General features: G+C 66.0%; 18 protein-coding genes and 2 pseudogenes. 9 read left to right on the plus strand and 11 right to left on the minus strand.

Features of this window, described 5'->3' with window-relative positions; all coding sequences use genetic code 11:
• Positions 1–63: 63 nt before the first annotated feature.
• The gene (locus ABTW72_RS19415) at positions 64–1,044 is read left to right on the plus strand and encodes an AraC-like ligand-binding domain-containing protein (RefSeq protein ID WP_350860563.1); all 981 of its coding nucleotides are present in this window, start codon (positions 64–66) and stop codon (positions 1,042–1,044) included.
• Between the two features lie 270 nt (positions 1,045–1,314).
• A complete protein-coding gene (locus ABTW72_RS19420; protein ID WP_196930466.1) occupies positions 1,315–1,641 on the plus strand; it encodes a DUF6355 family natural product biosynthesis protein in 327 nt (108 codons plus the stop codon).
• 370 nt (positions 1,642–2,011) lie between these two features.
• Here the strand turns inward: ABTW72_RS19420 and ABTW72_RS19425 are convergent.
• A pseudogene (locus ABTW72_RS19425) lies at positions 2,012–2,245 on the minus strand (transposase); the annotation flags it as partial.
• A 458-nt stretch (positions 2,246–2,703) separates the two neighbouring features.
• Between ABTW72_RS19425 and ABTW72_RS19430 the strand changes: the two are divergent.
• From ABTW72_RS19430 to ABTW72_RS19440, 3 genes are read left to right on the plus strand one after another with little or no spacing between them, the layout of a single operon-like run.
• Positions 2,704–7,647, plus strand: coding sequence for a CHAT domain-containing protein (locus ABTW72_RS19430; RefSeq protein ID WP_350860565.1), 4,944 nt, complete (start codon positions 2,704–2,706; stop codon positions 7,645–7,647).
• A gap of 14 nt (positions 7,648–7,661) precedes the next feature.
• Positions 7,662–8,030, plus strand: a complete 369-nt coding sequence (locus tag ABTW72_RS19435) for a hypothetical protein (RefSeq protein ID WP_350860567.1) — start codon at positions 7,662–7,664, stop codon at positions 8,028–8,030.
• Positions 8,011–9,498, plus strand: coding sequence for a CATRA conflict system CASPASE/TPR repeat-associated protein (locus tag ABTW72_RS19440; RefSeq protein ID WP_350860569.1), 1,488 nt, complete (start codon positions 8,011–8,013; stop codon positions 9,496–9,498). The genes ABTW72_RS19435 and ABTW72_RS19440 overlap by 20 nt, the downstream gene beginning before the upstream one ends.
• A 142-nt stretch (positions 9,499–9,640) precedes the next feature.
• Here the strand turns inward: ABTW72_RS19440 and ABTW72_RS19445 are convergent, their stop codons facing one another.
• Entirely contained in the window at positions 9,641–10,513 is an 873-nt protein-coding gene (locus tag ABTW72_RS19445) for a hypothetical protein (RefSeq protein WP_350860571.1), read from the minus strand.
• A gap of 168 nt (positions 10,514–10,681) precedes the next feature.
• Complete coding sequence (locus tag ABTW72_RS19450; RefSeq protein ID WP_350860573.1) at positions 10,682–11,827, minus strand: hypothetical protein; 1,146 nt, start codon at positions 11,825–11,827, stop codon at positions 10,682–10,684.
• Positions 11,828–13,154: 1,327 nt separating this feature from the next.
• On the opposite strand from ABTW72_RS19450, the gene ABTW72_RS19455 reads away from it, so the two are divergent.
• Positions 13,155–13,775 (plus strand): hypothetical protein, encoded by a 621-nt coding sequence (locus ABTW72_RS19455; RefSeq protein ID WP_350860575.1) that lies wholly within the window; start codon positions 13,155–13,157, stop codon positions 13,773–13,775.
• 629 nt (positions 13,776–14,404) lie between these two features.
• Here the strand turns inward: ABTW72_RS19455 and ABTW72_RS19460 are convergent.
• Positions 14,405–14,584 (minus strand): hypothetical protein, encoded by a 180-nt coding sequence (locus tag ABTW72_RS19460; RefSeq protein WP_350860577.1) that lies wholly within the window; start codon positions 14,582–14,584, stop codon positions 14,405–14,407.
• Between the two features lie 162 nt (positions 14,585–14,746).
• Between ABTW72_RS19460 and ABTW72_RS19465 the strand changes: the two genes are divergently transcribed.
• Entirely contained in the window at positions 14,747–15,502 is a 756-nt protein-coding gene (locus ABTW72_RS19465) for a hypothetical protein (protein ID WP_350860579.1), read from the plus strand.
• An 89-nt stretch (positions 15,503–15,591) separates the two neighbouring features.
• Here the strand turns inward: ABTW72_RS19465 and ABTW72_RS19470 are convergent.
• From ABTW72_RS19470 to ABTW72_RS19480, 3 genes and pseudogenes are all read right to left on the minus strand, one after another.
• Positions 15,592–15,711, minus strand: a pseudogene (locus ABTW72_RS19470) (IS5 family transposase); the annotation flags it as partial.
• Between the two features lie 1,035 nt (positions 15,712–16,746).
• Entirely contained in the window at positions 16,747–16,872 is a 126-nt protein-coding gene (locus tag ABTW72_RS19475; protein ID WP_350860581.1) for a hypothetical protein, read from the minus strand.
• A 260-nt stretch (positions 16,873–17,132) separates the two neighbouring features.
• Entirely contained in the window at positions 17,133–18,821 is a 1,689-nt protein-coding gene (locus tag ABTW72_RS19480; protein ID WP_350860583.1) for a hypothetical protein, read from the minus strand.
• 301 nt (positions 18,822–19,122) lie between these two features.
• On the opposite strand from ABTW72_RS19480, the gene ABTW72_RS19485 reads away from it, so the two are divergent.
• Positions 19,123–19,296 carry a hypothetical protein gene (locus tag ABTW72_RS19485; protein WP_350860585.1) on the plus strand — a complete coding sequence of 58 codons (174 nt, stop codon included), beginning with the start codon at positions 19,123–19,125 and terminating at the stop codon, positions 19,294–19,296.
• Between the two features lie 260 nt (positions 19,297–19,556).
• Here the strand turns inward: ABTW72_RS19485 and ABTW72_RS19490 are convergent, their stop codons facing one another.
• From ABTW72_RS19490 to ABTW72_RS19500, 3 genes are all read right to left on the minus strand, one after another.
• Positions 19,557–19,706, minus strand: a complete 150-nt coding sequence (locus ABTW72_RS19490; protein ID WP_350860587.1) for a hypothetical protein — start codon at positions 19,704–19,706, stop codon at positions 19,557–19,559.
• Positions 19,707–19,715: 9 nt separating this feature from the next.
• Positions 19,716–20,057, minus strand: a complete 342-nt coding sequence (locus ABTW72_RS19495) for a hypothetical protein (protein WP_350860589.1) — start codon at positions 20,055–20,057, stop codon at positions 19,716–19,718.
• 1,211 nt (positions 20,058–21,268) lie between these two features.
• Positions 21,269–21,523: a hypothetical protein gene (locus tag ABTW72_RS19500; protein ID WP_350860591.1), complete on the minus strand. Its 255-nt coding sequence runs from the start codon at positions 21,521–21,523 to the stop codon at positions 21,269–21,271.
• 722 nt (positions 21,524–22,245) lie between these two features.
• On the opposite strand from ABTW72_RS19500, the gene ABTW72_RS19505 reads away from it, so the two are divergent.
• Positions 22,246–22,644, plus strand: coding sequence for a hypothetical protein (locus tag ABTW72_RS19505; protein WP_350860592.1), 399 nt, complete (start codon positions 22,246–22,248; stop codon positions 22,642–22,644).
• 131 nt (positions 22,645–22,775) lie between these two features.
• Here ABTW72_RS19505 and ABTW72_RS19510 read toward each other — a convergent pair whose 3' ends face one another.
• Positions 22,776–23,480, minus strand: a complete 705-nt coding sequence (locus ABTW72_RS19510; RefSeq protein ID WP_350860594.1) for a hypothetical protein — start codon at positions 23,478–23,480, stop codon at positions 22,776–22,778.
• Positions 23,481–23,598: the final 118 nt, after the last annotated feature.

A 23,598-nucleotide genomic window follows, 5' to 3' on the forward strand; every position in this document is an offset into this window, starting at 1 on the left:
GCCGCTATATCGACGCTAAGCTATCGTGGTCTGACCCCTGCAGCGACAGCGCGAAGGTGAGTCATGGACGTAGTCAGCACCACCGAGGTCCCGGTTGAAGACGGGTTCGCCTTCTGGCGCGAGGTAAACTCGAAGCTCTGGGTGCCCTACGATTTACGCTGTGAATCGCAGTGGGAGCCCGGATTTCGGGCTCAGGTCGGAATCAGCGAGTTCGGTCCCGTGCAGGCGACATTAATGACCACGATGCCGCACTCGGTCCACCGTACTCCCAAGCTCATTCGGCAGGCCGATCCCGAGGTGTTCAAGCTGGGTTGCCTTGTGCGCGGTGGCGGCATGATCACGCAAGACGGCCAGCGTACAGATTTCGGCGTGGGGGACCTGATACTGTATGACACCTCCCGGCCCTACGTGGCCGAATTCACCCCGGATGCGCCAGTTAGTCAGCTGCTGCTCCTGCGCTTCCCGCGCTCGTTACTGCCGTTGCCCCCTCGGGAGTTGCGGCGCCTGAGCGCAGTTCGCATCCCTGGCGCCCAAGGCATCGGCGCGTTATCTTCACAATTCCTGCTGCGCCTTGCCCGGCACATGGACGAACTCAGTCCGTTGGACGCCGCCCGGCTGTCCACCCTCACCATTGACGTGTTGACAGCGGCACTGGCCAACGCGCTGGACGTCCAAAGCGCGGTGCCCTCCCACACCCAACGGCGAGCGATGATGGCTCAGATCCACGCCTTCGTCCGAGAAAATCTTAGCGATCCGCGCCTGACACCGGACGCGATCGCCGCAGCGCATCACATCTCGTTGCGATACCTGCACAAGCTGTTCCACGAGGAAGGGCACACGGTCGCCGGCTGGGTCCGCGAGCGTCGCCTGGAGCAGTGCCGACGCGACCTCGCCAACCCCCAACTAGGCGCGCGCCCGATCCACACGATCGCCGCCCAGTGGGGGTTCACCAGCCCGGCGCACTTCAGCCAGGCGTTCCGCAGCGCCTACGGCCTTTCGCCACGCCAGTTCCGCGAGCAGTGCGCGAGAGTACGCGCAGACTAAAGACTTGTGCGCTTACCAGTAACGACAGACCCGGCTGTGGGCTGCACTCTTATCTTAGGAAGTCCGCTCAGTCAGGGTTGAATCTGAGTCCGGCTTACGGAAGAAGGTTCACTTGAGCGTGTTACATCGGTCCGTGTTTTCGCGATGGAAGGAGCGCGAGGAAGTACATCGATCACTTCATGCAGCCAGCAGCATCATCTAGGCCGCAGCGGCGGCTGACAGGAGACCATTGTGAAAATGTGGTACAGAACGGCGTTTCGGATCTCGGCAGTGACCGCGATCCTCGGCGCACTCACCCTGTCCGGGACCGTGGCACAGGCAAGTCCGGGCGCAGGCTCCCGCCTGTCCCAACCCGAAACCACCGCGGTTTCGGAGCAGGCCAAGCCCGGCAGCGAGGACGTCGCCGCGCAGGTTTGCGGCTACTACGAAGACGCGGTGACGGCCTGGTACAACCACTGCGGGAACACGCATGTGCTCATCTACGTCGACGCGACGTGGCCCCGCGACGACTGGACCTGGTGCATCGGCCCGGGAACGTGGGACATCGGCGGCGCCAACGCCGTATCCAACGCCTGGTACTCGGGTCAAACTTGTTGAACCGCCAGCCAAGCGCTGCGCGATTCTCCACCTGCGTTCGGTGGTTGCGGATTAGGTCAGCGCGGCAAATGAGGGTGCGGTCGGACAGGGGAATCGCGGCAGGGTAGGACAACAGCGAGGCTTCCGGTTGGGGCGTCGGATCTTGGTCGACTGCTGCCTTACCGGGAGCCTCGCCCTACGTCGATCCCTGCCCCCACCCCACCGCCGTGACCAGCCCCGTCACGATGAAAAGGGTTCATTGGACCAGCAGCCACCGAGTCGGCCGCCGAAGGTCGTAGACCTGACCACCGCCCGGGTCCAGCGACGCCCAATCCTCGGTGGCCTGATCAACCAGTATTCGCCGGCGGCGTAGCCGAAGCTCGATTTTCGAGCCCGACAAGTCACCGAACCGGTCGACGACGACCTTGCGCACATCGTCACGTACCGCGTCGGCGTCCCACTTCGCCCGGTAGAGCAGCCGCTGCATCGCGTCCGGACGACCATGCCCGGCCTGCTCGGCCAACTGCCAGCATGTCTTGACTTCGAGGTCGGAGAGGAGGCCGGTGACGAACCCGGCGGCCGACCGGGAGTGGAGTGCATGGCGGGCCGTCGAGGAGCGGCGCAAACTGGTTCTTCAGGGTCAGCGATACGGCCTGTTGGCACTCGGCCTCGTACTCGCGGGGGTTGTCGCTCTCGCTGCTCTCGGCCAGCCGTGGGTCGCCGGTGTCCTTGCCGGAACGAGCTTGTCTGCGATTGTTGCTGCGTTCGTAGCCGGCCAATACGTCCCGGCTGAGGCACCCGAATCGGGTCTACGACATCAGGGCCGAGAGTTTGGCGATCAAACGCCTGACGGTCGGACAGCAGGCAACCCTAGCCTTACCGGTCCTTATGCCGAGGCTCGCTAAAGATAGAAGCTCGAACCGTCGCCGTACGGGCACGCCCAAGTTGCTCCCGCTTCCAGAACCTCTCGGCGCGGCCGCACCGATCCTGCATCCACACCGAGCGCCCTTCGCAGAACGTGCCTGCCTGGATTCCATCCGTTACTGTCGTACTCGTCTCAGCTGCCTCGCCGCAAGGAGACACGTGGATCGGGACGCCTTGGTTGCACGGCTGCGCCGCGCCTTTGGTGGGGACACCCCGCGCGATGCCTCCCATGACTCGGCCGCGCTCGAGGCCGCTGCCCGGCTCGAACGAGCGGCCCGTCCGGACGACGTCGAGGCCTGGGCCCTGATCGCGCTGCTGTACTGGCAGCGGTGCCTCGCCACCCCGCACGGATCCGAGCGGGAGTACACGTCCGCGGCCGCCCTCACGCGCTCGTTGAGGCCGGCGCTAGACCCTCTCCCGACACGCCTGCCGATGCCCACCTCGGACCCCGTTGTGCTCGTGGCTTCCTGCGCCGATCACGTTGCCGACCTGCTGAGCCGGCGTGCGTTCAAGGTCATGGAGCAGCCCGGCTTCGCGACCGACGCCGCAGCACAGACGCAGGCCGCCGCTGTGCTCGGCGAGGCGTCCATGCTGACCCGGGCGCTCGGGCCGTCCGCCCTGGCGATCTACGGCAACCTCGGCGCGGTGCTTATGGCCCGGTACCGGGCGACCGGTCAGGTCGCTCACCTCGACCAGGCCGTCGCGGCGTGGCGACGGGCGGTGGCCGCGCCGGGCACGCGCCAAGACGTCGTTGCGGTGACGTCGAACCTGGCCACCGGATACGAGGCGCGCTACGAGGTACGTGGCCGGGCCGTGGACCTGGACCGAGCGGTCGAGGCCCGGCGTCGCGCCGCTGCGATGGCCGGCGGCGACCGGTCTCTTCACCTGATTGCGCTGGCAGAGGACCTGCGGCGGCGTCACGCGCGCACCGGTTCCGCCCGGGATGCCGACGACGCCGTCTGCAGCGCCGAGGCCGCCCTGGCCGCGGCGGTCACGCCGGAGGAACGGCGCGTATGCGCGCAGAAGTTGGCCGCTGTGCTGACCGCGCGGTACGACCTCTCCCACGCGCGGGCCGACCTGGACCGGTCGATCGAGGTGATGGGAGACGCGGTCATGCAGGACGCTGGCTCCGGATCTCCGAAGATCCCTGGCATTCTCGGTTTGGCGCTTTTCCAGCGCTTCAAGGACTTCGAATCGGTGGCCGACCTCGACACCGCGATCGACGTCCTCCGTGGGGCGTCGTTATCAGGCGACGGCGCTAATCTCGGCTTCCTCCTGGTCGCGCTCGGCGATGCGCTACGCGCGCGCTACCAGCTCAGCAGCAGACTCGCCGACCTGGACGAGGCGATCACGGTGGGCCGGCGGGCCGTGGCGGATGACGTCGCGGATCCCGAAGCGCTCGGCGAGCCTCGCGCCGACCTCAGCATGAGCTTCCGGCTGCGATTCGAGCGCACGGCCGATCCGGCGGACCTGGACCAGGCGGTTGAGTTCGGCGAGGCCGGGGTCGCCGTGACGCCGCCCGGCCACACCGACCGTGCGCGCCGACTGGCCGCAGCCGGTATCGCCCTCGCGCTTCGCGGCCACACCCGAGGCGAGCTCTCCGACATCGATCGGGGACTCGAGTACATTCGTGCGGTCATCCTGCCCGCACCCTCCACGGAGCGCCCCGGCCAGCTGTCGAATCTCGCGTCCGCTCTGCTGTGGCGATTCTTTCTATTGCGGCAGCGCGAGGATCTGGATGCGGCCGCCGAGGCCATCCGGGCGGCGGTCGAAGCCCTGCCGCTCGACCGCTCCAAGACAGCGGTGGCCCTAACCAATCTGAACGGAATTACCGCGGCGCGGTTCGACGACAGCGGCGCGCCGGCCGTCCTCGACGAAGCGGTCGACCTCATCCGCCGCGTGCTCAGGACGCTTACTCCGACAGATCCGATATGTCCCGAGGTCGCCGAGGGTCTCGCGGACGCGCTGCTGGGGCGTCACCGGCACGGCGGGGGTGACGGCGACGCCGAGGAGCGCCTTGAACTTCTCCGGTACGTGGCGACGGCGACCCCGCCCGGTGACGTTCGTGTCGGCGGCCGATGGCAGGCGCTCGGCGATGCATTGTCGACTAGGTATCACCGAACCGGGGGATCCGCCGACCTCGACGAGACCATCGACGCCATGCGTCACGCCGTGGATTCCACCGGGTTGGCCGATCCGGCCCTGCCGTTGCGGTTCGCCTGGCTGGGCACGATGCTGACCCTGCGCTCCGACCGGGCCGGTGTTGATAACGATCTGCGCGAGGCTGAGATTCTGGCTCGCCGGGTCGCGGATCTGCCTGCCGGAACTGGCGAGGATGAGGATGTGGCTTTCCAGGAAACCTTCGTGGCGAACGCCCTGCTGTCCGCCTTCGAGCGTCAGGGATTGCTGGCGGACATCGATGCGGCGGTGAAGCATGCGCGGCGGGCGGTCGAGCTTCTGCCGGTCGGGGAGGAGAGCCCGGAGCGCCTGGGAACGCTCGGCGTCGCGCTCTGCACGAGATGGGAGCGGACGGGCGCGTCTGCCGACCTCGACGAAGCGGTGGCCATGTGCCGCAAGGCGCTGACCGTCCAGTCACCGGACGACGAGGCGTACGCCGGTCGCCTCGTCAATCTGGGCTCGGCGTTGCGCCTGCGGTACCGGCGCGACGGCAACGGCGCCGACCTCGACGAGGCCGTCGACCTGCTCCAGCGCGCGACCGCAACCGCCGCACCGGAGCGACAGAGATCCGCTCTGTCGGCTCTGTCGCTGGCGTTGCACGCGCGCTTCGAGCACGCCGGACAGATAGCGGACGTGGACGCGGCCGTCGTAGCCATCCGGGAAGCGGTGGCCAGGACGCCCGCGGACAATCCGGCGCTCGCGGGCTACCTGTCGAACCTCGGGTACGTGGTGCAACGCCGGTATGAGCACATCGGCAGGGGCGCCGACCTAGACAGTGCTGTCGAGGCGTGCCGGGCCGCGGTGGCCACCACCCCGGTCGACCACCCGGACCACGCGCTGTACCTCGGTAACCTTTTCCCGGCGCTGTTGCGTCACTTCTATCGCGACCAGTCGCGGGCGGAGCTCGACGAGGCCGTCGGCGTCATTCACCGTTGTGTCGACCTGACTCCGCCGGACAGCGCTCAATGGGCAGACCGCCGGTCGGGCGTTGCCGCCGTGCTCTTCACCCGCTTCGAGACGTACGGGAATTCCGCCGATCTCGACGAGGCGATCAGCGTCGCCCGTGAGGTCATCGACCGCGTCTCGCCATCCGACCCGGAACTCAGCTCGCACTTGCACGGGCTCAACATCATGCTCCGGCACCGGTACCTCCTTCGCGGTGACGAGCGGGACATCGCCGAGGCGGTCGAGGTGGCCGAGACGTCGGTCGACATGCTCACCGCCGATCACCCAGAACGGGCCGGTCGATTGTTCGATCTGGCCAACACCCGCCGCGCGCGCCTCCACCGGCAGGGAGACCCGACGGACCACGATCGCGCTCTCAGCGAGTTCCGCGCCGGTGCCCAGGTCCAGACTGCCTCCCCGGCCGCTCGCGTAAAGTGCGGCCGTCAGTGGGCCAGGATGGCCGCGGAGAGAGGGGAGTGGGACGAGGCCGGCGCGGCCTGTGCCCTCGTGCTGGAGCTGGTGCCACAGCTGGTCAGCCACGCGCTCGACTTCGGCGACCGCCGCCGCCACATCGAGGAGCTTCAGGGCCTCGGACAGCTGGCGGCCCGCGCCGCGATCGAGCGTACCGGCTCCGCGGACGACGCCTGGGTGATGCTCGAGGCGGGCCGGGGCGTGCTGCTCGGGCAGGCTCTCGGCGTACGGTCGGATCTCGCCGAACTGAGGGCCGCGGAGCCGGACCTCGCCGACCAGGTCTTGCACCTGCGGGTTCGGCTGAATGCGCCTTCGCCGGCGGACGGGCGCGCCGACCAGATCGCCACGGTGTTGCGGCCGCTAACCGAGGACCGCCGCGAGCTCGTGGAGCGCTGGCAGGAGCTGATGGAGACCATCCGGTCGAGACAAGGGTTTCAGCGATTCGGCCTGCCGCCGACCGCGGACGAGCTCCGGCCCGCCGCAGCAGGGGGTCTGATCGTCGCGGTCAGCATCTCGGGCACCGGCTGTGACGCGCTCATCCTCACCGAGACCGCCAGCGACCGCTTGGAACTGCCGGGGCTAACCGAGGAGCGGGTGATCGAACAGGCCAACCGGATCCTGCGAGCGCTGCGCCCGCCCGCCGGAGAGAAGATCGACACCAGCTCAATGCACGACGTCCTTGAGTGGATGTGGGACACGATCGCCGAGCCGGTACTGAGGCACCTCGGCCTCACCGCGCCCCCAGAGCCCGGCGCGGAGTGGCCGCGGATGTGGTGGATCCCGACCGGAGCGCTGACCGTCCTGCCACTGCACGCCGCCGGCCACCACCGGGACCCGGCTAGCGGCCAAAGTGTGCTGGACCGGGTCGTGTCGTCGTACACGCCGACCGTCCGGATGTTGCTGCACGCCCACCGGCCTGCGCGCCCGCCGCGAGAGGCGCTGGCCGTGGGTATCAACCGGACGTCTGACGACCGCGTCCCGGCGCTGCACATGGCCGAACGCGAGGCCACGACCGTCCACGAGCTGCTCGCCGGCCGGCCGCCCCTGCTTGGCGAGCGGGCGACCCGAGCGGCGGTCCGGTCAGCCCTGCCCGAGGCCGCGTGGATCCACCTCGCCTGTCACGCGCTGTCCGACCGCGCCGACCCGGCACGGAGTCACCTGACGCTCGCCGACGGCCCGATTACGGTGGGCGATCTGTTCGAGGTTGATGTGCCGGACGGGTACCTCGCGTACCTGTCGGCCTGCGACACCGCCACCACGCCGCTGAGTACCCTCGATGAGGCGATCCACATCGCCGCGGCGTTCCAGATCGCCGGCTACCCGCACACGGTCGCGACGCTTTGGCCGATCTCCGATCTGCTCGCGCCGGATATCGCATACCGGATCTACGAGGCCGTTCTCCACGGCGCCACCCCCGCCCATGCGGTCCACCGAGCCGTACGGGACCTCCGCGGGAGGCACCCTGACGCGCCGCACCGCTGGGCCTCCCATGTTCACTTCGGACCATGACGAGGAGCCCCGCCGTGCCGCCCCCCTCCCGCCGGTTCGTGACCATCGCTTCCTGGGTGGCCGACATCATCGCGTACGCGCACACCTGGCCGCTCGACGAGCGGGCTGTCAGCCGCTACGAGGCGGTCCTCGACGCCATCGAGGCCGCGGCCTCATCGCGCGACCAGGAGGCGATGAGCGCCGCACACCGCGCCCTCGTGGACCTCGGGGACCACAACACCCGGTACGGCAGCCGCGCCCGGCCGAAGGCGGCGTCCGAGCGGCCGTTCCCGCACGAGCGCACCAACGAGTTGGTGCATCGTCTGCGCGGCATCGGCGGAAGCCCGGAAGGACGGGGCGGAGAGGACCGCGGCGAGGGCAAGCATGGTGCCGACACTGACTGATCACCGGATCGTCCTGCACTTCTTCGCGCCGCTGACCGGCCCGGACAGCGCGACCGCCCACGGGCAGCTCGACGAGATCTGGCGGGCCTGCGCGGAGAAGCTCGGCATGACCGCCTTGGTCGACCCGAATACCCCGGCCGATCCGTCTCCCGCCACGCCGGGCGGCCGCGCCAGAGGCACGGTCGCCGGCCGGCGGGCGCCCGGTGCGGCCCTGCGCGAGGCATGGTGGGACGAGACGGGTGACGTCACCTGCCTGTCCGTGACCCTCAGCCGGGACGCCCCGACATGGGCCGAGCTCCACGACGAGTGGACCGCCGCTACGCCGGACCTCGACCCGCGCTCGCTCCTGGGGCAGGCACTCGTCTTCACCGCCCTCGTCGAGCCAGGCCGCAGCTCGCCCGCCCAGCGGTGCCGAGCCATCGAGCGGGATCTCCCAACCGCACTCCGGCCGATCGACCCCCGATGGGCGGACTCTGCCGTCGATCTGGACGCAGGCGTAATCGCCCACCGGCTCGACCCGGCCCGAGACCCGGGACCGATGCGACTGCTCGCCGTCACCGCGCCAGTGCGGCGCGACCACGACCTAGGCGACCGCGTCTGGGCATCGGACCTCGGCCCTGTGGGGCGGTACCTGCTGCACGCAGGAAAGCTCGACTACCAGCGCCGCATCCTGGACGGCGACCGGGACGGCCTACGCGCACAGTTGGTGCGCGTCAACGAGGCACTGGACCGGCTCCAGGGGGAGCTTGCCGCCGGGCCCGGCGGGTTCGGTGACGACGCGCTGCACCGGGCGCAGGACGAACTGTCGCTGCTGCGGACCGATCGCTCCGGCATCATCGACACCTCAATCCAGGCGCGCCGGATGCGGCGTACTGTGCAGATCACCGCCGCCAATATGGCCGCCATGTTGCCGGCCGGGCCGGGTTTCGCCGCTGCCGACCAGCGCGCCGCTGCCGAGCTCGACCAAGACCTCGACGACCTGAGCGCCTACCTCGACGCCGCTGCCGAGCGTGCGAATCACATCGCCGAGATCGCCGAACGGGAGGTCACCCGCCGCGCGCAGCAGCGGACCGAAGCCGCCCGCCGCCGTCAGGAACGCTTCACACTGACCCAAACCGCAATTATCGGAACGCTGTTGATGGTGCTTACGGCCATCCAGGCGCTCAGTTACCGGGTCCCGCTTCCCGGGCCTGTCAGGCCCGCGCTGATCACCACGCTTGGCGCCGCGGTGCTCTGGCTGTCCGTCGTCGCCGTACGCCTGGTGGGCGCCTCCGCGTCCCGCGCAACGGTCGAGTGCGCCGCCTTCGGCGCGCTCGTCGCGGCGCTCACCTGGCTGGCAACCTCATGGCTCGCCGGGTCGGTCTCGTGGATTCCGGTGGGCCCTCTCGCCACCACGCTGATGTCCGCGGCCGGCCTAGTTATCGGATACGCCGCGGCGGCGTTCTGGTCGCGGCGGTCCTCAGTCTAGGTAGTTCCGCGTGTCCGGCAGCTTAAATCTAGCCAGGGCGTCGCCTGGCTGCCGCTTGCCACGGCGTCAGGTCGCGTTCCTCCCGGCGGATCGTGCCTGCACTGATGGTCAGTTCTGGGGTCAGATGCACTGCCCTGCCGCGTTAGTCGTTGTCCGGCGCTGGAGTTCCGGCCGCTTGCCGGATCAGGTCCAGTAGCAGCTGCTGGTGCGCGGTGATGTGGGCTGAGTTGACGCTCATCCGGTACCGGCCCCACCGCGCTGCGTACGACAACACATCGAGGCCGGAAGCCTCCAACAGGGCACTGGTTTCGTCGCTGCGTGGCAGCCGGATCTCCAACACCGCGTGGCTGCGCCGCGGTCGCACTTGCACGAAGTTGTCGGCGATGCCGTCGCGGGCCAGACCGATGTAGTGCTTGTTGTACTTCAGCTGCATACCGGGTGTGATGGCGTTGACCAGCGCCAGCACCTCGTCGGCGATCGATACGGACGCCAACGAGCTGCGTTGTACCCAGTACGACCGGTCGGTCGCCTGCCCTGGCTCGTCCTCTTCATCCGTGCCCAGCCGGGTTACGTCCAGTACGGTCGTGGCACTCAACGTCAGCGTCCCGCCCACGTCTAGAGCACGCATTTGGATCGCAACAAGCGGGATGGCCCGGTTGAACAGGCTGATCACGTTCAGGAACCGGCTGGTGATGTCCTCGGCGACCAGCACGGCGACATGCTCGTACTGCGGGTACCGGGACCGCTCGATGTCCCAGTACTCGATGGTGCGGATGATGTGCGCCTCGTCGGTGGGACCGAGCTGGATCTCCACCTCGTATCGGGTGGGCTCGTCCGGGTCTACCAGGAGCAGGTCCAGCCGGCCTGCACGCGGTTGCCGCCGCTCTGCCTGCATCAACACCAGATCGCCCAACCCGAGCAGGCTCGGGTCCTCGGCAATCAAACCTTGCAGCCACTTCTCCGAGAACCGCGGGTTACCCCGCAGGCTGATCGGCTTCGCCTTGCGAAACTCCACCTCCGGTGCCCCTTCCTCCTCTGCAACTACGCCCGCGACTCAAGCACTGACCATAGCTGAACTTTCGCCCGCGCTTCCTGAACCGATACTTGACCTTCTGCGGAGGCCAGCGGCGAACCAGTCCACCGCCTCTAAGTGAACAATACTGCGAAGTCCCAAAGCGATTTGTCAAAGCGCCTTCTCGGCATTCTTTTGCAGCAGCCAGAAGAAGTAGACGCCCTGCTGTCTCAGCTTGGAACGCTCTTCCCAATACTGGTCAACGGCGGAGACAATGGACCATGCCCCACCGCTCACTCCTAGGATCGGAATTATCGCCGCAAGCTCCGGCCCGGTAATCGCGACTAAGGACGCCGTAGCCGTCGCCAAGACGGCGCCACTCGCGCGGACGGCATTCCGTCTAAGCATCGCCTTCGACTCGGAGCGCAAGCTTCTTAGCGCCTCTTCGATCTGCGAACTTAGCCTCGCCGATGAGAGGCTTGCCTCATCGTCGGTTACGGAATCCAACTGAAGTAAAATCGATCTCAGGTAGCTCTGAGCCGTGCGAAAGTGTTCGCTTTCTCCTGTGGCTATGGAGCAGTAGTCGCGAAGGGAGGTTCCCTCCAGATATGGAATCTCAACTTGCAGCATAGGTTGCAGCAGCTTTAGCTTGGACGCCGCGGATGGGGCACTGTCGAAAACCCTCCGCCCGACTGTGAGAAAATCGACCAGGTTTCGCAGCTTTACCAGTTCGTCAGAACTGGCTGGACCATTTCCCAAATCACCACTTCCGAGTGAATCGGGATTGTCATCGTAAGTCCACGTACTGACCTCGATATCCGGCTGGTAGATCATCTGTCCGGTTTCTATGAACGGCATAACGTCTCGCAGATATTCTCCCAGTTCCGGGAGGTTGTACAGGGACTCGCCGTAAAGTCCGAAGCTTCTTGCTGGCCTTGAATCCACCGATCTCACGGTAATTTGCTGCCTTTGCCACAAGCCATGATTGTATCGATCAAGCTTTCTCTTTTCCTCCCTCAATGGCAGCGTCTGCATCTGTCCATCTAGCGCTTGGGCGAGTACAAGGCGATCGGAAATCAGGGATGCTCGCTTTGTGAGCGATGTTAGGTCGTTTTCGTGCGCAATTATTGAGACATCGTGCATGCGATTCAGTGCGAGATCGCCTTGAATTACGCGCGCCATCTTATGGTCCACGAACGCACAGATATACTGCGCCGCATATTCTGACGGATCCGTAGGCGAAATCCCACCGACCTTCCTCCTGAACTCGTCGAAACCCTCCGGTGTGCTCGCGTCGTAGATCCAATCGTCGCGCATCTCGGCACCGCCTTACCGACCAGTGATCGTCGCGGGCAACGATAGTCTGCGGCGTCAATATGGCAGGCCGCACACCTCCATCGATGTCTCGATCCGAGCATCCACATCTGCCGCCGGTCGGGTACGGCGCAGCAGTCACGCTACGTGCGGCCTACCCGCGCAGACTTACTCACAAGCTGCAGGTGGGAATGTGTCCAGCCGATGCACTCCGCAACACGACTGGAGTTGACAGGGAAAGTCAGGGGCGCGGAGACGGAGCTGGTCGCGCGCCCGTCCGGGCCGCATCGGTGACGACCACATCGTCAGCGTAGGCGTCGACAAGGTCGAGGGTGTCCGGACGAACGCCTCGCCGGGTGTGGCGCGGACGGCTGCTTCGACGGCGGGATTGGTGATCGCGCCGGCGACGTCGGTGGACAGACTGGGCACGTCGGCGAGGTTGCCGTCCGGGCTGCTGGCTATGGCCGTGTGCAGGTGGAGCCGGCGCGTCCGCCGGTCACCCACCCGCTTACCCCGTATCTAGCTCGATGGTGGAGCGGGGGAGAGGGGTCGGTCAGGCATTGCCGTACCCGGCGAGCCAGATCTCGTTGTCTCGGACGGGCAACCGATACCTGCAGGGCTTCGTGCTTGTGCCGGTGACGGCGCGCAGGGCTGTTCGCCGTCCCATGGCCCTTCGGCGGACCCACGCCGACGCCGGGTGGCTCGGTTTTGGGTAGGCATCACGACCTCGTCGGGACCAGGTCGTAGTACCTCACCGGCCAGCCTGAGCCGGTGCGGCGAAGGGTGCGGTAGGCGGCGGTGTGCTCGGTCCCTCCCCGCCAGTCGTCGATGCCGACCGGTGTGACGCTGGCCCGCTGGGCGGTACGCCTCGACGCTGCCGTCCGGCGGTTGATGGATATCGGCGTGCGCGAACTGCTCAACCCTCCGCCGGGCTTGATGCAGGACCGGGCCCCGCGCCGTACTCCCCAGCTCACACCGGCCGCCGAGCGCCGCCGGGTGGACCTGCGCCTTCGGAGTGCTCGGCGGGATCCTCACTCTGCTCGGCCTCGGCATGACCGTGACTCACCCGCTGGCACAGGCAGCAACGCACATCGACACGCTGTTCGGCGAAACCATCGCTCATGCTTGGCGCGTCGTGGTGGCATTACCGACCAAGCGCGGGTGATGCTCGGAGTGTTGCCGAGCCGAGCGGTGCGCGTGGACGGACGGTGGCGTCGGTGGTTCATTGACGGGATCCTGCAAGCTGCATACACGGTGCGGGACATCAGTGGCGGTCCGCCTGCTTGTTATTCCACAGCAAGATGGAAGGCCGACCCGGGAGGGGCCTGCGATGCGACGACCGGTGCGGAAACCGCGGGCGCGGAGGCGAGGGAGGGATGAGCCCCTCAGGTGGACGGAGAAGGTTCACGCACTGTCGTCGCTGGTAACACTGGTAGTGGCGTTACCAGCGCTGGTCGTGGCCGGTGTGACATACCGTGACCAGCAGGAGATCAACCGAGCACAGTTAGAGTCGACGCGGCTGGAGTTCGAGCGGTATAAGCAGCGTTTCGCGTCGCGGGTAGCGGTGTGGATGACCAACGCCACGCCGCCCGGACAAAGCCCAGCGTCCCTGACGCTGCGGGTTCAGAACCGGTCGCCGGTGCCGGTTAGGTGGATGCGTTTCGACCTGCGTTACCAAATAGGGGCCACTGAAATGTCCTCCGGGTCGTATGAGGCAGGTGGCGATGCGCCGCCATGTTCTCTCATGACCTTCAAAATTGACATCGTCGGCTCTCCTCCCTCGACGAGTTTTCTTCAGCTCAACCTCGTGTTCACGGATGTGGTCGGCGGATGGGAACTCGGGTCATGGGGTCTTAGAGCGGGGCGCCCTGACTCGATGAGCAGAGATCGGCAGGCAGTTGAGATTCCAGAGCAGCGGGAGACGGTGGGTGACTGCGGCGAGGGCAACTGACGCTGCCGGCTACAGACCAGGCGTTGCTCTCTGCTCAGCGATCCGGTCCTTGTCTTCGGCCTCGTTTGCCGCCGTCAGCCCTAGGGTCCTGCTCGCGTGCGCTCTCCTCTTAGGATCGCCGCAGCTGCCGCCGCTCTCCTCCTCACCGTCGTGACCGGATCGGCCATCGTCCAGGCGGTGCCGGCCCTGACCGCCACACAGGCGCCCGTGTAAGTCCAGACGAGCGGCAAGCGAGATGCCACATCTTCCGGACCAGCGCCGACTGCGGTCCCCTCTATGTCGGCTACGACAAGCGTGAACGCGCTGCCATCAAACTGTTCCTGGTCGTGGCCGACGCCCATGCGACCGCAGAGCTGAAAGGCGACGGAAGCGCGGCCCAGCGTGGAAAAGGAATCAACGTGTTGCGGCCCGGCCTGCCCGACGGTGCGGAGCGAGTCAGCATCACCCGGAACTTGGTCTTGAAGGACTGAGCAGGGCCGACAGGGTGGCCAGGACCGGGTCTTGGCCACCCCGCCGCGTACGGGATCAGAGCTTGCCTCAGAGCTGGTCGGCGGCGTCGGCGCAGTCCCCATACCTGCCGGCCGGTTGAGCGGGGATTGGCGAGGATCGCCGCGACACCTCGGAGGGGCTCACCTTTCACCGGTGCGGTGGTGGTTGCGGCCGGGTCGGGTTCGAGTCGCCGAAGTGGCGTGGTCAAGTGCCGATAGGTCATCGAACGCACCCCGGGATAGCTCATGCAGCACCGTCGACTCGTCCGCGATGACGAAGCACGCCCCGACAACTCCCGCCAGCATGATCAGGATCGCCATGATCAACAACCTTTGCCAAGCGCCTCACCGCCGAAAACGCCCCAAGTTGGCGCGAACCCTTAGAAAAACAACACACACAAATCACGTGAATCAAACCTCCTTTAAGGTATTCCTGGATATGTCTGGGACAGGGAGACACGCGCTTGAAGGAGTATGAGGCATATGCGGTTCTTTGAACGGATGGTCGCACACGTCGGCCTAGCCGCTATCGGCGCAGTGGCACTGTTGTGGGGAGTATTCGATGTGTGGGTGCCGGGCCAAGCAGACTTAAGTAGGGTATTGGGCTTCATTCTCGGCCTCATGGCAATCGTGGCGACTTACACTTGGACACGACTTTCGGACACCAAGGAATCTCTTGATGCCTTCCGTCGGGAGATCACATCGCTCACTGAGAGGATAGCGAGCCTCACTGACTCCCTCGATTCACGTCGCGACTCCCTCACCATGAGGGAAGCGTTCGACCTCGCGTATCTCCGCTGCCCCTCGTCCGGCAGGGTGAGGATTTATGCGGTGACCAGCCAGGTTATTCAACAGAACCTCTTTGCCCACGACTTCCAGATTGCGAGATGTGACGTATTGGTTTTTGAGCCGGCCAACGGTGAGAAAGATGACCTAAGAGAGAACATCAGTTCCGTTGTCAGAGATTGGAAGGACCGATACGTAAGGCGCGGAATTGGGAGATTGGAAGTTCGGCGCTACACAGACTTTCCTACTGAATTCATGGTAGTTTTCGATGACCGACTAGTCCTTTGGGGAATGTATATAATTGATCCAGTGGACCGCACGGGCGTCCGCTACAGCAAAATATCTTTCCTGGGCGCCCTTGGGGGCGCAAACAGGAACATGATTCAAGACTTCATAGAGAAATTCGACGGACTCTTCGATCTGAGTCGGAAAGAGTTCTCTAGCCAGGACTGATTACATCCGCTACACATCTGCGGTAACAGCGAACTCCGCCGAAGCCTAAGGGGGTGCCTAATTCATGAATTTTGTGAGTGATTCCGTCTTCAGTCGGCTCGCCAGGTTGGGATGGTTTCGCTGGTGCCGCGTTTGTTAAGATTGTCGATCACCGCGATGCGGATCATGCTGGTGGAGTTGCCCGGCAGGGCTTCGTATTCACGGGCCAGAGTGCCAGAGGACTGACAACGACGCGCCCGTCAACCACCACGGGAATGTTCAGGGCCCGGGCTCGCCGCCCGTGTTGGCACGGCGTGATGGGCGCAACAGGGACTACGGGGCAGGACTTCGCTGCGCCTCATGGCAAAGCGCCACGTGCTGGGCGCCGAACATGCATGCGCCCCCGCTTACCCTCGAAAACCCCTGCGAGCATGACCTCCAGTGACTGGCATTGACCAGTCATCGACAGGGTTCGAGCCGGTCAATGTCAAGATTTGACGACTAACGACAAGCTCAGGGCCGAGACGCTCGGTAAGTGGAGTTGACAGACGGTTCGATTGTCGTACCGGCACGCGGGCTCCGCTTCAGCGCACCAGCCAGGGGACCAGGCGAGGCGGTCGGCAAGGTCCGTATTACCGACGGCTACCGTCTAAATTCGATAACTACGTCATCGTCCATGGACTGTGGCGGTGAGGTTGCGGTATCGATCGCCAACGACACATACCCCCACGGCTGCAGTAGGCGGGTCGCGATGGACGGGGGTACGTCGTTCTCTTGGCGACGGCAGGCCCCGACGGTGGGGCGGTGGGCGCGGTCGGACCCTGGCGACCTGTCCGTCTGCCCCCGCTTACCCCCAAGAACCACCACCCGCGCTTGACAACCACCCAGGCCGATCGCGGCGCGGCTCATTCCGACCGCCTGAAGGGCGACCGCCCGGCGGCAGTCAGCACGCATGCCGTAAGGCGGGCGCGACACGGCGGCAGGGCTAACGGGGGCGATCAGACCTGGCGGGTCCTGTTTGCGACCCCCGTTTACCCCCCGAAAACCCCGCCCAATTGTTGACGAAGGGTGACAAGGGGCGATGAGCGCCTGGCGGTGTCTTCGCAGCTCAGCGACCACTTTCGGCAAACAATGGCAAGCTTGGTTCGGTTACTGTTGGCAACAAGGGGTCGTCGGTTCGAATCCGGCCGTCCCGAGGCAGGTGAGGGGCCATCTCGGAAGATCGAGGCGGCCCCTTTGTCGTACCTGGGTGGCTAATTGAGTGACTACGCCTCAGCGTCGAAGATCCGGTCCGTCGCGACTGCGCCGGCAGGCTTGCCGAGCAGGATCTCGTGCAGTCGTTGCCATGCGCTGGCGTCGTTCCAGTCCCGCACCCTGTGCCAGCAGGTCATGCCAGAGCCGAACCCAACGCCTTGGGGCAGGTACCTTCACGGAATCGCGGTGTGAAGCACGAACAGGATTCCGCACAACACTCTGCGGTCGTCGAGGGGTTTACGCTCGGGAACCGGTGCCGGCGTGGTGGTCGGGGCGGCAACAGTGGTTCGATCTCGACCCAGAGTTCGTCCGAGACGATCCACGGCGGCTGCTCACCCCTTTTCACGCTCAGACGGAACGATCCTCGTGTCCCGAGGGCACGCCCAACATCGTTTCGTTAGGGGTTCTTGGTGTTGGTGTCGATGGTGTAAACCACGTCTGGCCCGACGTCACGGCGGGTGATGCCGGGTACGTCCGGGATGTAAAGCAGTGGTTCGTACGGGGTGCCTTGGACCCGGTCGCGCAGCAGGACGACGCTGCGGATGCCGAGCTGGTGTAACCGATCCAAGGCTTGCTGGCTGGGGAAGGTCGCCATAACGTCGCGGATCGCCTGGCGGTTGGGTGTGGTGTAGCTGGCCGCACCGTTGACCATGGTGGGAAAACCGTTGGTCGACCAAAGGAGGACGTTGAGGTCGATGCCGTCGTTGGACGGCAACACCATGATCGGAGCGTGCGCGGAGGCTAGCGCCATCGCGGCCGGTTCGGCTGGGGTTTTGGGGTGGTTCAGGTCAGGCAGGCCCTCAGCTAGCACGAGGACCAGCAACGGAACGGTCAGCAGCCGTGCCGCTCCCACCGACCATTTCGGCTTGGCGCCCCTGCGAGCCACCTCGGCCAGGTGGGTGACCAGGCCAGCCGCGAGGATGGCCAGGCAGAGGGTGGGCCACAAGATCAGCCGGCCTGGTGTACGGGATCCATCGAACCCGGGCACGTAAAGATAGAGCAGGCGGTAGATCGGCCCGTTCGTGCCCAGCGCGAACAGCACTCCGACGACCGCCCCAAACAGCAGCAGAAGCCGTTGCAGCGGTGACCAGCGGGATAGAAACAGGCCGGCGAAGGCCAGTAGATACAGTGCATACCCGCATAGCAGCACTTTCTCAGTCGGTACGCCACCAAGAGCGGTGCGGGCCTCGTTGTGCAGGGTGCCCCAGGGCAGCGAGGACTGCGGCGCCACGAGAAGCCCGCGCAGTGTCGGGGAGAAAAACGCGACGTAGTCCCAGTCCCGGGTGACATCGGGGTTGAGCTCGCGCACGTGTTTGTACGCGTACGCGAAGTATCCGGTCACCGCGGTGAAGACCAGCCCGCCGATCAGATCACCGACGATCAGCCGAAGGCTAAGGCGTGGGCGGTGAATCAGCCAGGCTGTCAGTGTGATCAGGCTGAGGGCGGCAAGGACGTATACGAATCCCAGCCCCACGCCGAAGCCTAGGCTGACCTGCCAGGCCGCGACCAGCCAGCCAGCGAACGCCCAGCCCGGCCGGACTCGTTCGGCAAGGTAGCCGCGGGTGAACGAGAGTCCGTGGCCGCGCGCCAGCATCGCCAGGGCCAGAGTGATACCACCGGTGGAGAGAATGTTCAAATGGCCGTCGTGGCCGTAGCGCCAGGGCGCGTAGGCGAGAGCGGCCCCGGCTACCGCGGCGGCGACCTTGTTCGCGCCAAGCTGGCGCAGGAGCGCATAGCCGCCGAGGAAGGCGAGCGCGAAAGCCAGCACGAACAGGATGTTGTAGCGCAGCACGGCACCGACTACACCGGTGCCTATCAGCCCTGCCGGGGCATAGCCGAGCAGGCTGTCGTTCAGGGCCAGGCCGTACGTGTCGGGATAGAAGGCGTTGGTATCCCACAGGCCCCGCAGACCGTGGGTGAGAGCGTGGCCACCCCATCCCACCAGCCATGCTTGGGCCGTTGGGTCACCCACGTCACCGACGATGGTGTGGGCCGGGTCGGCGATCGGCACAGTCTTGGCGCCGGCAGTCACCACGCGAAGCGCGTACGGCGGAATCAGCCAGATCATCGCGACAGCGAGGAGCACCGAGCCGAGGCTCGCGATACTCAGTTCCCGCCGATGGGCCCCACGCGTCAGCCAGTCCCTCGTGCCTCGGCCCGCGCGCGCGAGTCGGCCAGTTTGCCCAAGCTCGCTTGGAGCGGCGGTTGATGTGGGGCCTCCTGCCGCTGGCTCTACCTGCGTCATCACATCCACCCTCACTTTGAACCGCCGCAGTAAATCATCAGCAGGCCGGCGCATAGAGTCAAGACCATCGATCAATGTCTTTCAGGTAGCTGGGCCGTACGCTGTTTATCAAAGGCGCCTTGTCAGGCAGGAGTCGCGATCGGTGCAGCGGCGAATATTGCCGCTGTCGGAACAGGACACGCCAGGGTTGCTGCAGGCCCTCGCCCCGGGTTCCGGCCCACGGGACGCCGGCGGCCGGATCCATCCGCTGCCGGGACTGCTCGCGATCGCGGCGGTGGTTTCGGGATCGAGCCGCGTCGTGGAGATCGTCGAATAACCCGCCGACCTGCCGGAGCGGCGTGGGAGCGTCTCGGTGCATCCCGCGACGCGTTCACCGGTGTCCGGCGGGTGCCTGACGACAGCACCCTGTCCCGGGTACTGACCGGTATCGGCGCGGACGCCATCGATGCTGCGGTGTGCCGGTGGCTGCTCAGCCGGCCGGGTCTGACCGGGGCCGGCAGACGAGTGATCGCGGTCGACGGCAGGACACTGCGCGGCAGTGGGCCAACCGGGGCCCAGGTGCACCTGCTGGCCGCACTAAACCAGGCAGGCGATGGTCGGGTCGGTGAGGTCGGGGATGAATGTGGCGTCGTGCCGGTGGTATTTCATCGACTTCGTGTAGTCGCGCAGCACGGCGGCGCCGGTACCGAGCCGGATGCGGGCCTGGGCGAATGCGGCCCGTTCCATGCTGGTGGTTCAGGTGGAGGTTGGGGTGACCGGGGCGAGTTGGTGGTTCCAGCTGGGAAGTTCGTGCGCGCGGCGGTAATCATCGCCGCTGGTGCGGAGGGTTACGCCACGAGCGGCGATGGCGTCGTCGAAGGCCGCGTACTGGTCGCTGCAGAGCATCCACCAGTGGTAGACCGCGGCGTCGTCGGCGGGCACGGCCGCGATCGCGCGGTGCGGCTCTTCGCGGGTCAGCGCGTCGTGGTCGATCGCCGCGACGTCGATTCCGGCGGCACGGGCCGCGTGGGCTTCGGGCGCGAAGTGGTCGTCGGGCCGGCGTGGCTGTAGGGGGTTCGCAGGGACCAGCAACATCATCGAGGCATCGTGCCGGAGGGGCGACCCCGGGTGCAGAAGGGCGGGCAGCAACAACTGTTGGAGATGCGTCACGGTGAGCCATGCCCACTGCCGAACGGCGGTCATGGATTCGGGGTCGAGCCTCCTCGATGTTGCACTGGATTCACATCATCGAGGCCGGGGTCGGCATCTTGGCGACCGCCCGCTGCTGGTACCCGTGTCAGTGGATGGCCGCATCGATGCCTTGCCTCCCTTGACACGCTGCGCGTCGCTAAGTTGACGGCGTCCGTGATTGCGTCGATCTCTGCGGTGGATGTCGCCAGATGGCAGAGGAGGGTTAACCATGCGTATCTGCGTCGCCTGTCGACTGGACCAGCGCACCGTTGTTCGTATCGGCAGTTGGGGCGTGCCGCACGGTACTCCCGGGCACCAGGTCAACCACCGCTGGAGCAGCCTGTTCGCCTGTCCTCAGTGTGGGACCGGCCTTCTCGTGCACTTCGATCATGACTGTTTCCACCAGCCCTGGGAGGAGCCGTGGGACATGGACTGGTCGTGGCCGGTCGCCGTTGACGGGGTCCAGCAGCTGAACGTTGCTCTTGCCCGGTGTCCGAAGCCGCTGCATCCGTCGTGCGAGTGCCCTGTGCACCGGTCGTTGCGGGACAGCATCGAAAGCACGCCGTCACGTGAGGTTCCGCTGACGGTTGCGCTGACCGAGGAAGGGCTGCCACAGATTCGGTCAGCAGGGGTGCCATAAGGCCAGCGGACACGGTGGCAGGGCCAGCGGGGGCGATGAGCGCCTGGCGCTGTCTCCGCAGCTCAGCGACCACTTTCGATAATCAATGACAAGCTTGGTTCGGTTATTTTTGGTAACAAGGGGTCGCCCGTTCGAATCCGGCCGTCCCGACGCAGGCGAGGCGCCATCTCGGAAGATCGCGACGGCCCTTTTGTCGTACCTGGGTGACTAACTGAGTGACTACGCCTCAGCGTCGAAGATCCGCCCCATGGCGACCGTACCGCCCAGGAGCACCAGCCGTAGTGGGTGCCGGTAGACGCTCTCGGTGACCGTCGTACCGGAGTGAGGGAGCGCACGCCGGCCGCGCCGGCGAGCTGGCGGCAGTCGGGGGTTGCGGTTAGAGCGCCTCCGTCGGGGCGCTCCGGCTCCAGGATGGCCAAGCCACCGTCGGCGGGTCGCGGTCCGTGGGTGGCCTGCTGTCCGGCGGTGGCGGCCGGTGCTACCGGTCGGCCCTTGTGCGAGCGATCAGGGGAGATCCATGGTCGGGCAGGACGACGATGAACTGCCACGGTCCGTGCTCGACCCTGGCAAGCCCGACGGATCCGTTGACGCTGAGCGCCGCGATCAGGGCGGGGCTGCCTTCGACGATCCGGTCCAGCTGGGCGTAGTGCTTGGCCAAGCTGGCGGCGGGGCCGTTGATCCACAGCTTGATCTCGGCACCTTGGCGCAGAGCGTCGAGCAGGTCCTCGCGCATCGGTCCCGCCGCAGCCGCCAGAAGCCGGGTCGTGCAAGCGTTCCTGTTCGCAGGGCCAGGTCGGCGCGGCGGTGGCCTGCTGCCGGCAGGTCGGGCACGCCGAGGCGTCCTCACGGTCGAAGAGGTGCCGGTACAACTCAATCTGGTCCTCGACGAGGCCGCACAGGGTTTCCTCGTCGCCCAAGCGTGCTGCACAGCGGGTGTGAGCGGGTGGATCGCAGCGCCGAACTGGGCCGGAACCCGTGCTGTGGCAAACGACCAGCCTTCTTGATTATCAGACGTCACGGCGCGAGGTTACTGACCTAAGGCTTGAGGTGCTGCGCCTCTGCCGCCAGGACCCAAGGCCCGACGCGGGCAAAGAGCCTCCCGGCAGCGCCGGGGCACACAGGGGGCACAAGATGACGTGAAACCTCGTCAAGCAACGATCAACGCTGGCAACCCGGAATGCCGTGTGAGCAGGTGTTGAGCGTCGTCTCCGCTGGTGGCGGAGTAGTGGCTCTGGGGTTCCGCTTCAACGTCTGTCGTTGGCGGTTGGTGACCAACTGGGTGACAACCAACGCAGGCAAGGACGGACGAAGGTGAACGCTGGCGGACCGTTCGGGCCGCCGCTCTTGCAGCTATCGACGACTGATCGTTCCTTCGGGGACGAAGAGTTGCTTCTCTTCTCGTATACCCGTGGCCGATGGAGGAACCGCGCCAGGCCGTGGGGGCACACTTGGAACGTGCAGAGGTCTCTGGGCGATGGTTGGTCGATCGAGCTTTCTGATACCTGGACGAGGGGTTCCGCCAAAGACGGCGTCACGACGTGGCGCGCACCCGGCCGTACAATGTGGGTCGGACCGGGAGGTTCATGGCGGTGCGCCAACGGGGCCGACATCATCGCCTCGCTCGATGCCGAGCTACCGCCAAACCCAACAGGCAAGGTGGGTGAGGGTGGCCGAGACGGGGTCGGTCATCGTGCCGCCTGGTTCTACCGCCAAGACGGCGACGTCAAGTTCACCCTCTACGGCTTTAACTTCATCGACGGAACATACCTGGAAACGATCTTCATCAGCGCGGACACGGCCGACCTCACATGGGCCTTCGACGCCTGGCGTTCGGTGACTCGATCCGACGGTTAGCGATTAAACGACTTGCCGGGCAGGTGACTAACTGAATGACGATCGGTGCGGACGCCAGTGGACAAGCTCCGACGACAGCGGACCGCGCTCCTAGATCAAAGGCCAAAGAGGTCCCCGCAGCAGCGCGGTTGTCAAGCGTTGCCACCGGGCCCCAGTAGCAGACTGACCTGAGCCAGCATGTCTGACGACATGGCCCCAGGGCGGCGGAACGCATACCTGGTCTCGCTGATCCGCCCGGCCGGGGTCAGGGTCCAGTGCTGCGGACCCCAGCAGCCCTGCTCCTCAAGGAGTATCCGAGCCAGCGCCCCGGTCTCTCCAACGGCGCCGCAGGCGGTCAACATCGCAGCGAGGACGTCGTCCGCGTCTAAGGGGAGGTCCGCGTCACTCATGATCGGCAACAACAGAAGGAAGGTGTGAGGGTCAAGGCGCGGGGTCGATCCGGCTTCGGCCGCCTTATGCGCGACGGTGAGCAACTCTGGCCAGCACAGCCCAGGCCCCCTGAAGCAACCTTCGACCCTTGCCAGGGGAACGGTCGCCTTCCAGTCAGGATGGTGCAGCAGATAGTCGTACCCTCCTTCGCCGGGAAGGTTGCGGTACAAGACATGAAGCACGTGCCCTGCCGAGAGCGGGACTGTCAACGTTGGCCACTGGTGCTCAGCGCTGACCCGTTCGAAGAACTGCAACAGGTCGGTCTTGCTGACCCCGAATCCTGCACACAGCGGCTCTTCGACGCCGTTGGTGCATTGCAACAGGTGGCTCGCCCAGAACAGCGGCTCGTCCATCAGGTACGCCCCATCGACCAAGGGGTCGTCTTCATAGCCTGGAATCATGGGCATCGGCCGATTCTGGCAGAGATCGCTGGCCCCAGCCTGACCCCCCGATGACGCCAACGGCTGCCACTAGATGAACGCTGGCCACGAGCTAGCCGGAAGACGAGGCCGGTGTCGGTGGATG

It is taken from the genome of Micromonospora sp. NPDC127501, from assembly GCF_040302185.1.
GTDB lineage: Bacteria > Actinomycetota > Actinomycetes > Mycobacteriales > Micromonosporaceae > Micromonospora.

Excerpts from the sequence above, each read along its gene's own strand:
- ABTW72_RS19490 (WP_350860587.1), bottom strand. The coding sequence starts at position 19,706 with ATGGAACGGGCCGCATTCGCCCAGGCCCGCATCCGGCTCGGTACCGGC.
- ABTW72_RS19440 (WP_350860569.1), top strand. The coding sequence starts at position 8,011 with ATGGTGCCGACACTGACTGATCACCGGATCGTCCTGCACTTCTTCGCG.
- ABTW72_RS19475 (WP_350860581.1), bottom strand. The coding sequence starts at position 16,872 with ATGACCTGCTGGCACAGGGTGCGGGACTGGAACGACGCCAGCGCATGG.
- ABTW72_RS19455 (WP_350860575.1), top strand. The coding sequence starts at position 13,155 with ATGCGACGACCGGTGCGGAAACCGCGGGCGCGGAGGCGAGGGAGGGAT.
- ABTW72_RS19495 (WP_350860589.1), bottom strand. The coding sequence starts at position 20,057 with ATGATGTTGCTGGTCCCTGCGAACCCCCTACAGCCACGCCGGCCCGAC.
- ABTW72_RS19510 (WP_350860594.1), bottom strand. The coding sequence starts at position 23,480 with ATGCCCATGATTCCAGGCTATGAAGACGACCCCTTGGTCGATGGGGCG.
- ABTW72_RS19415 (WP_350860563.1), top strand. The coding sequence starts at position 64 with ATGGACGTAGTCAGCACCACCGAGGTCCCGGTTGAAGACGGGTTCGCC.
- ABTW72_RS19465 (WP_350860579.1), top strand. The coding sequence starts at position 14,747 with ATGCGGTTCTTTGAACGGATGGTCGCACACGTCGGCCTAGCCGCTATC.
- ABTW72_RS19460 (WP_350860577.1), bottom strand. The coding sequence starts at position 14,584 with ATGGCGATCCTGATCATGCTGGCGGGAGTTGTCGGGGCGTGCTTCGTC.
- ABTW72_RS19500 (WP_350860591.1), bottom strand. The coding sequence starts at position 21,523 with ATGCGCGAGGACCTGCTCGACGCTCTGCGCCAAGGTGCCGAGATCAAG.
- ABTW72_RS19450 (WP_350860573.1), bottom strand. The coding sequence starts at position 11,827 with ATGCGCGACGATTGGATCTACGACGCGAGCACACCGGAGGGTTTCGAC.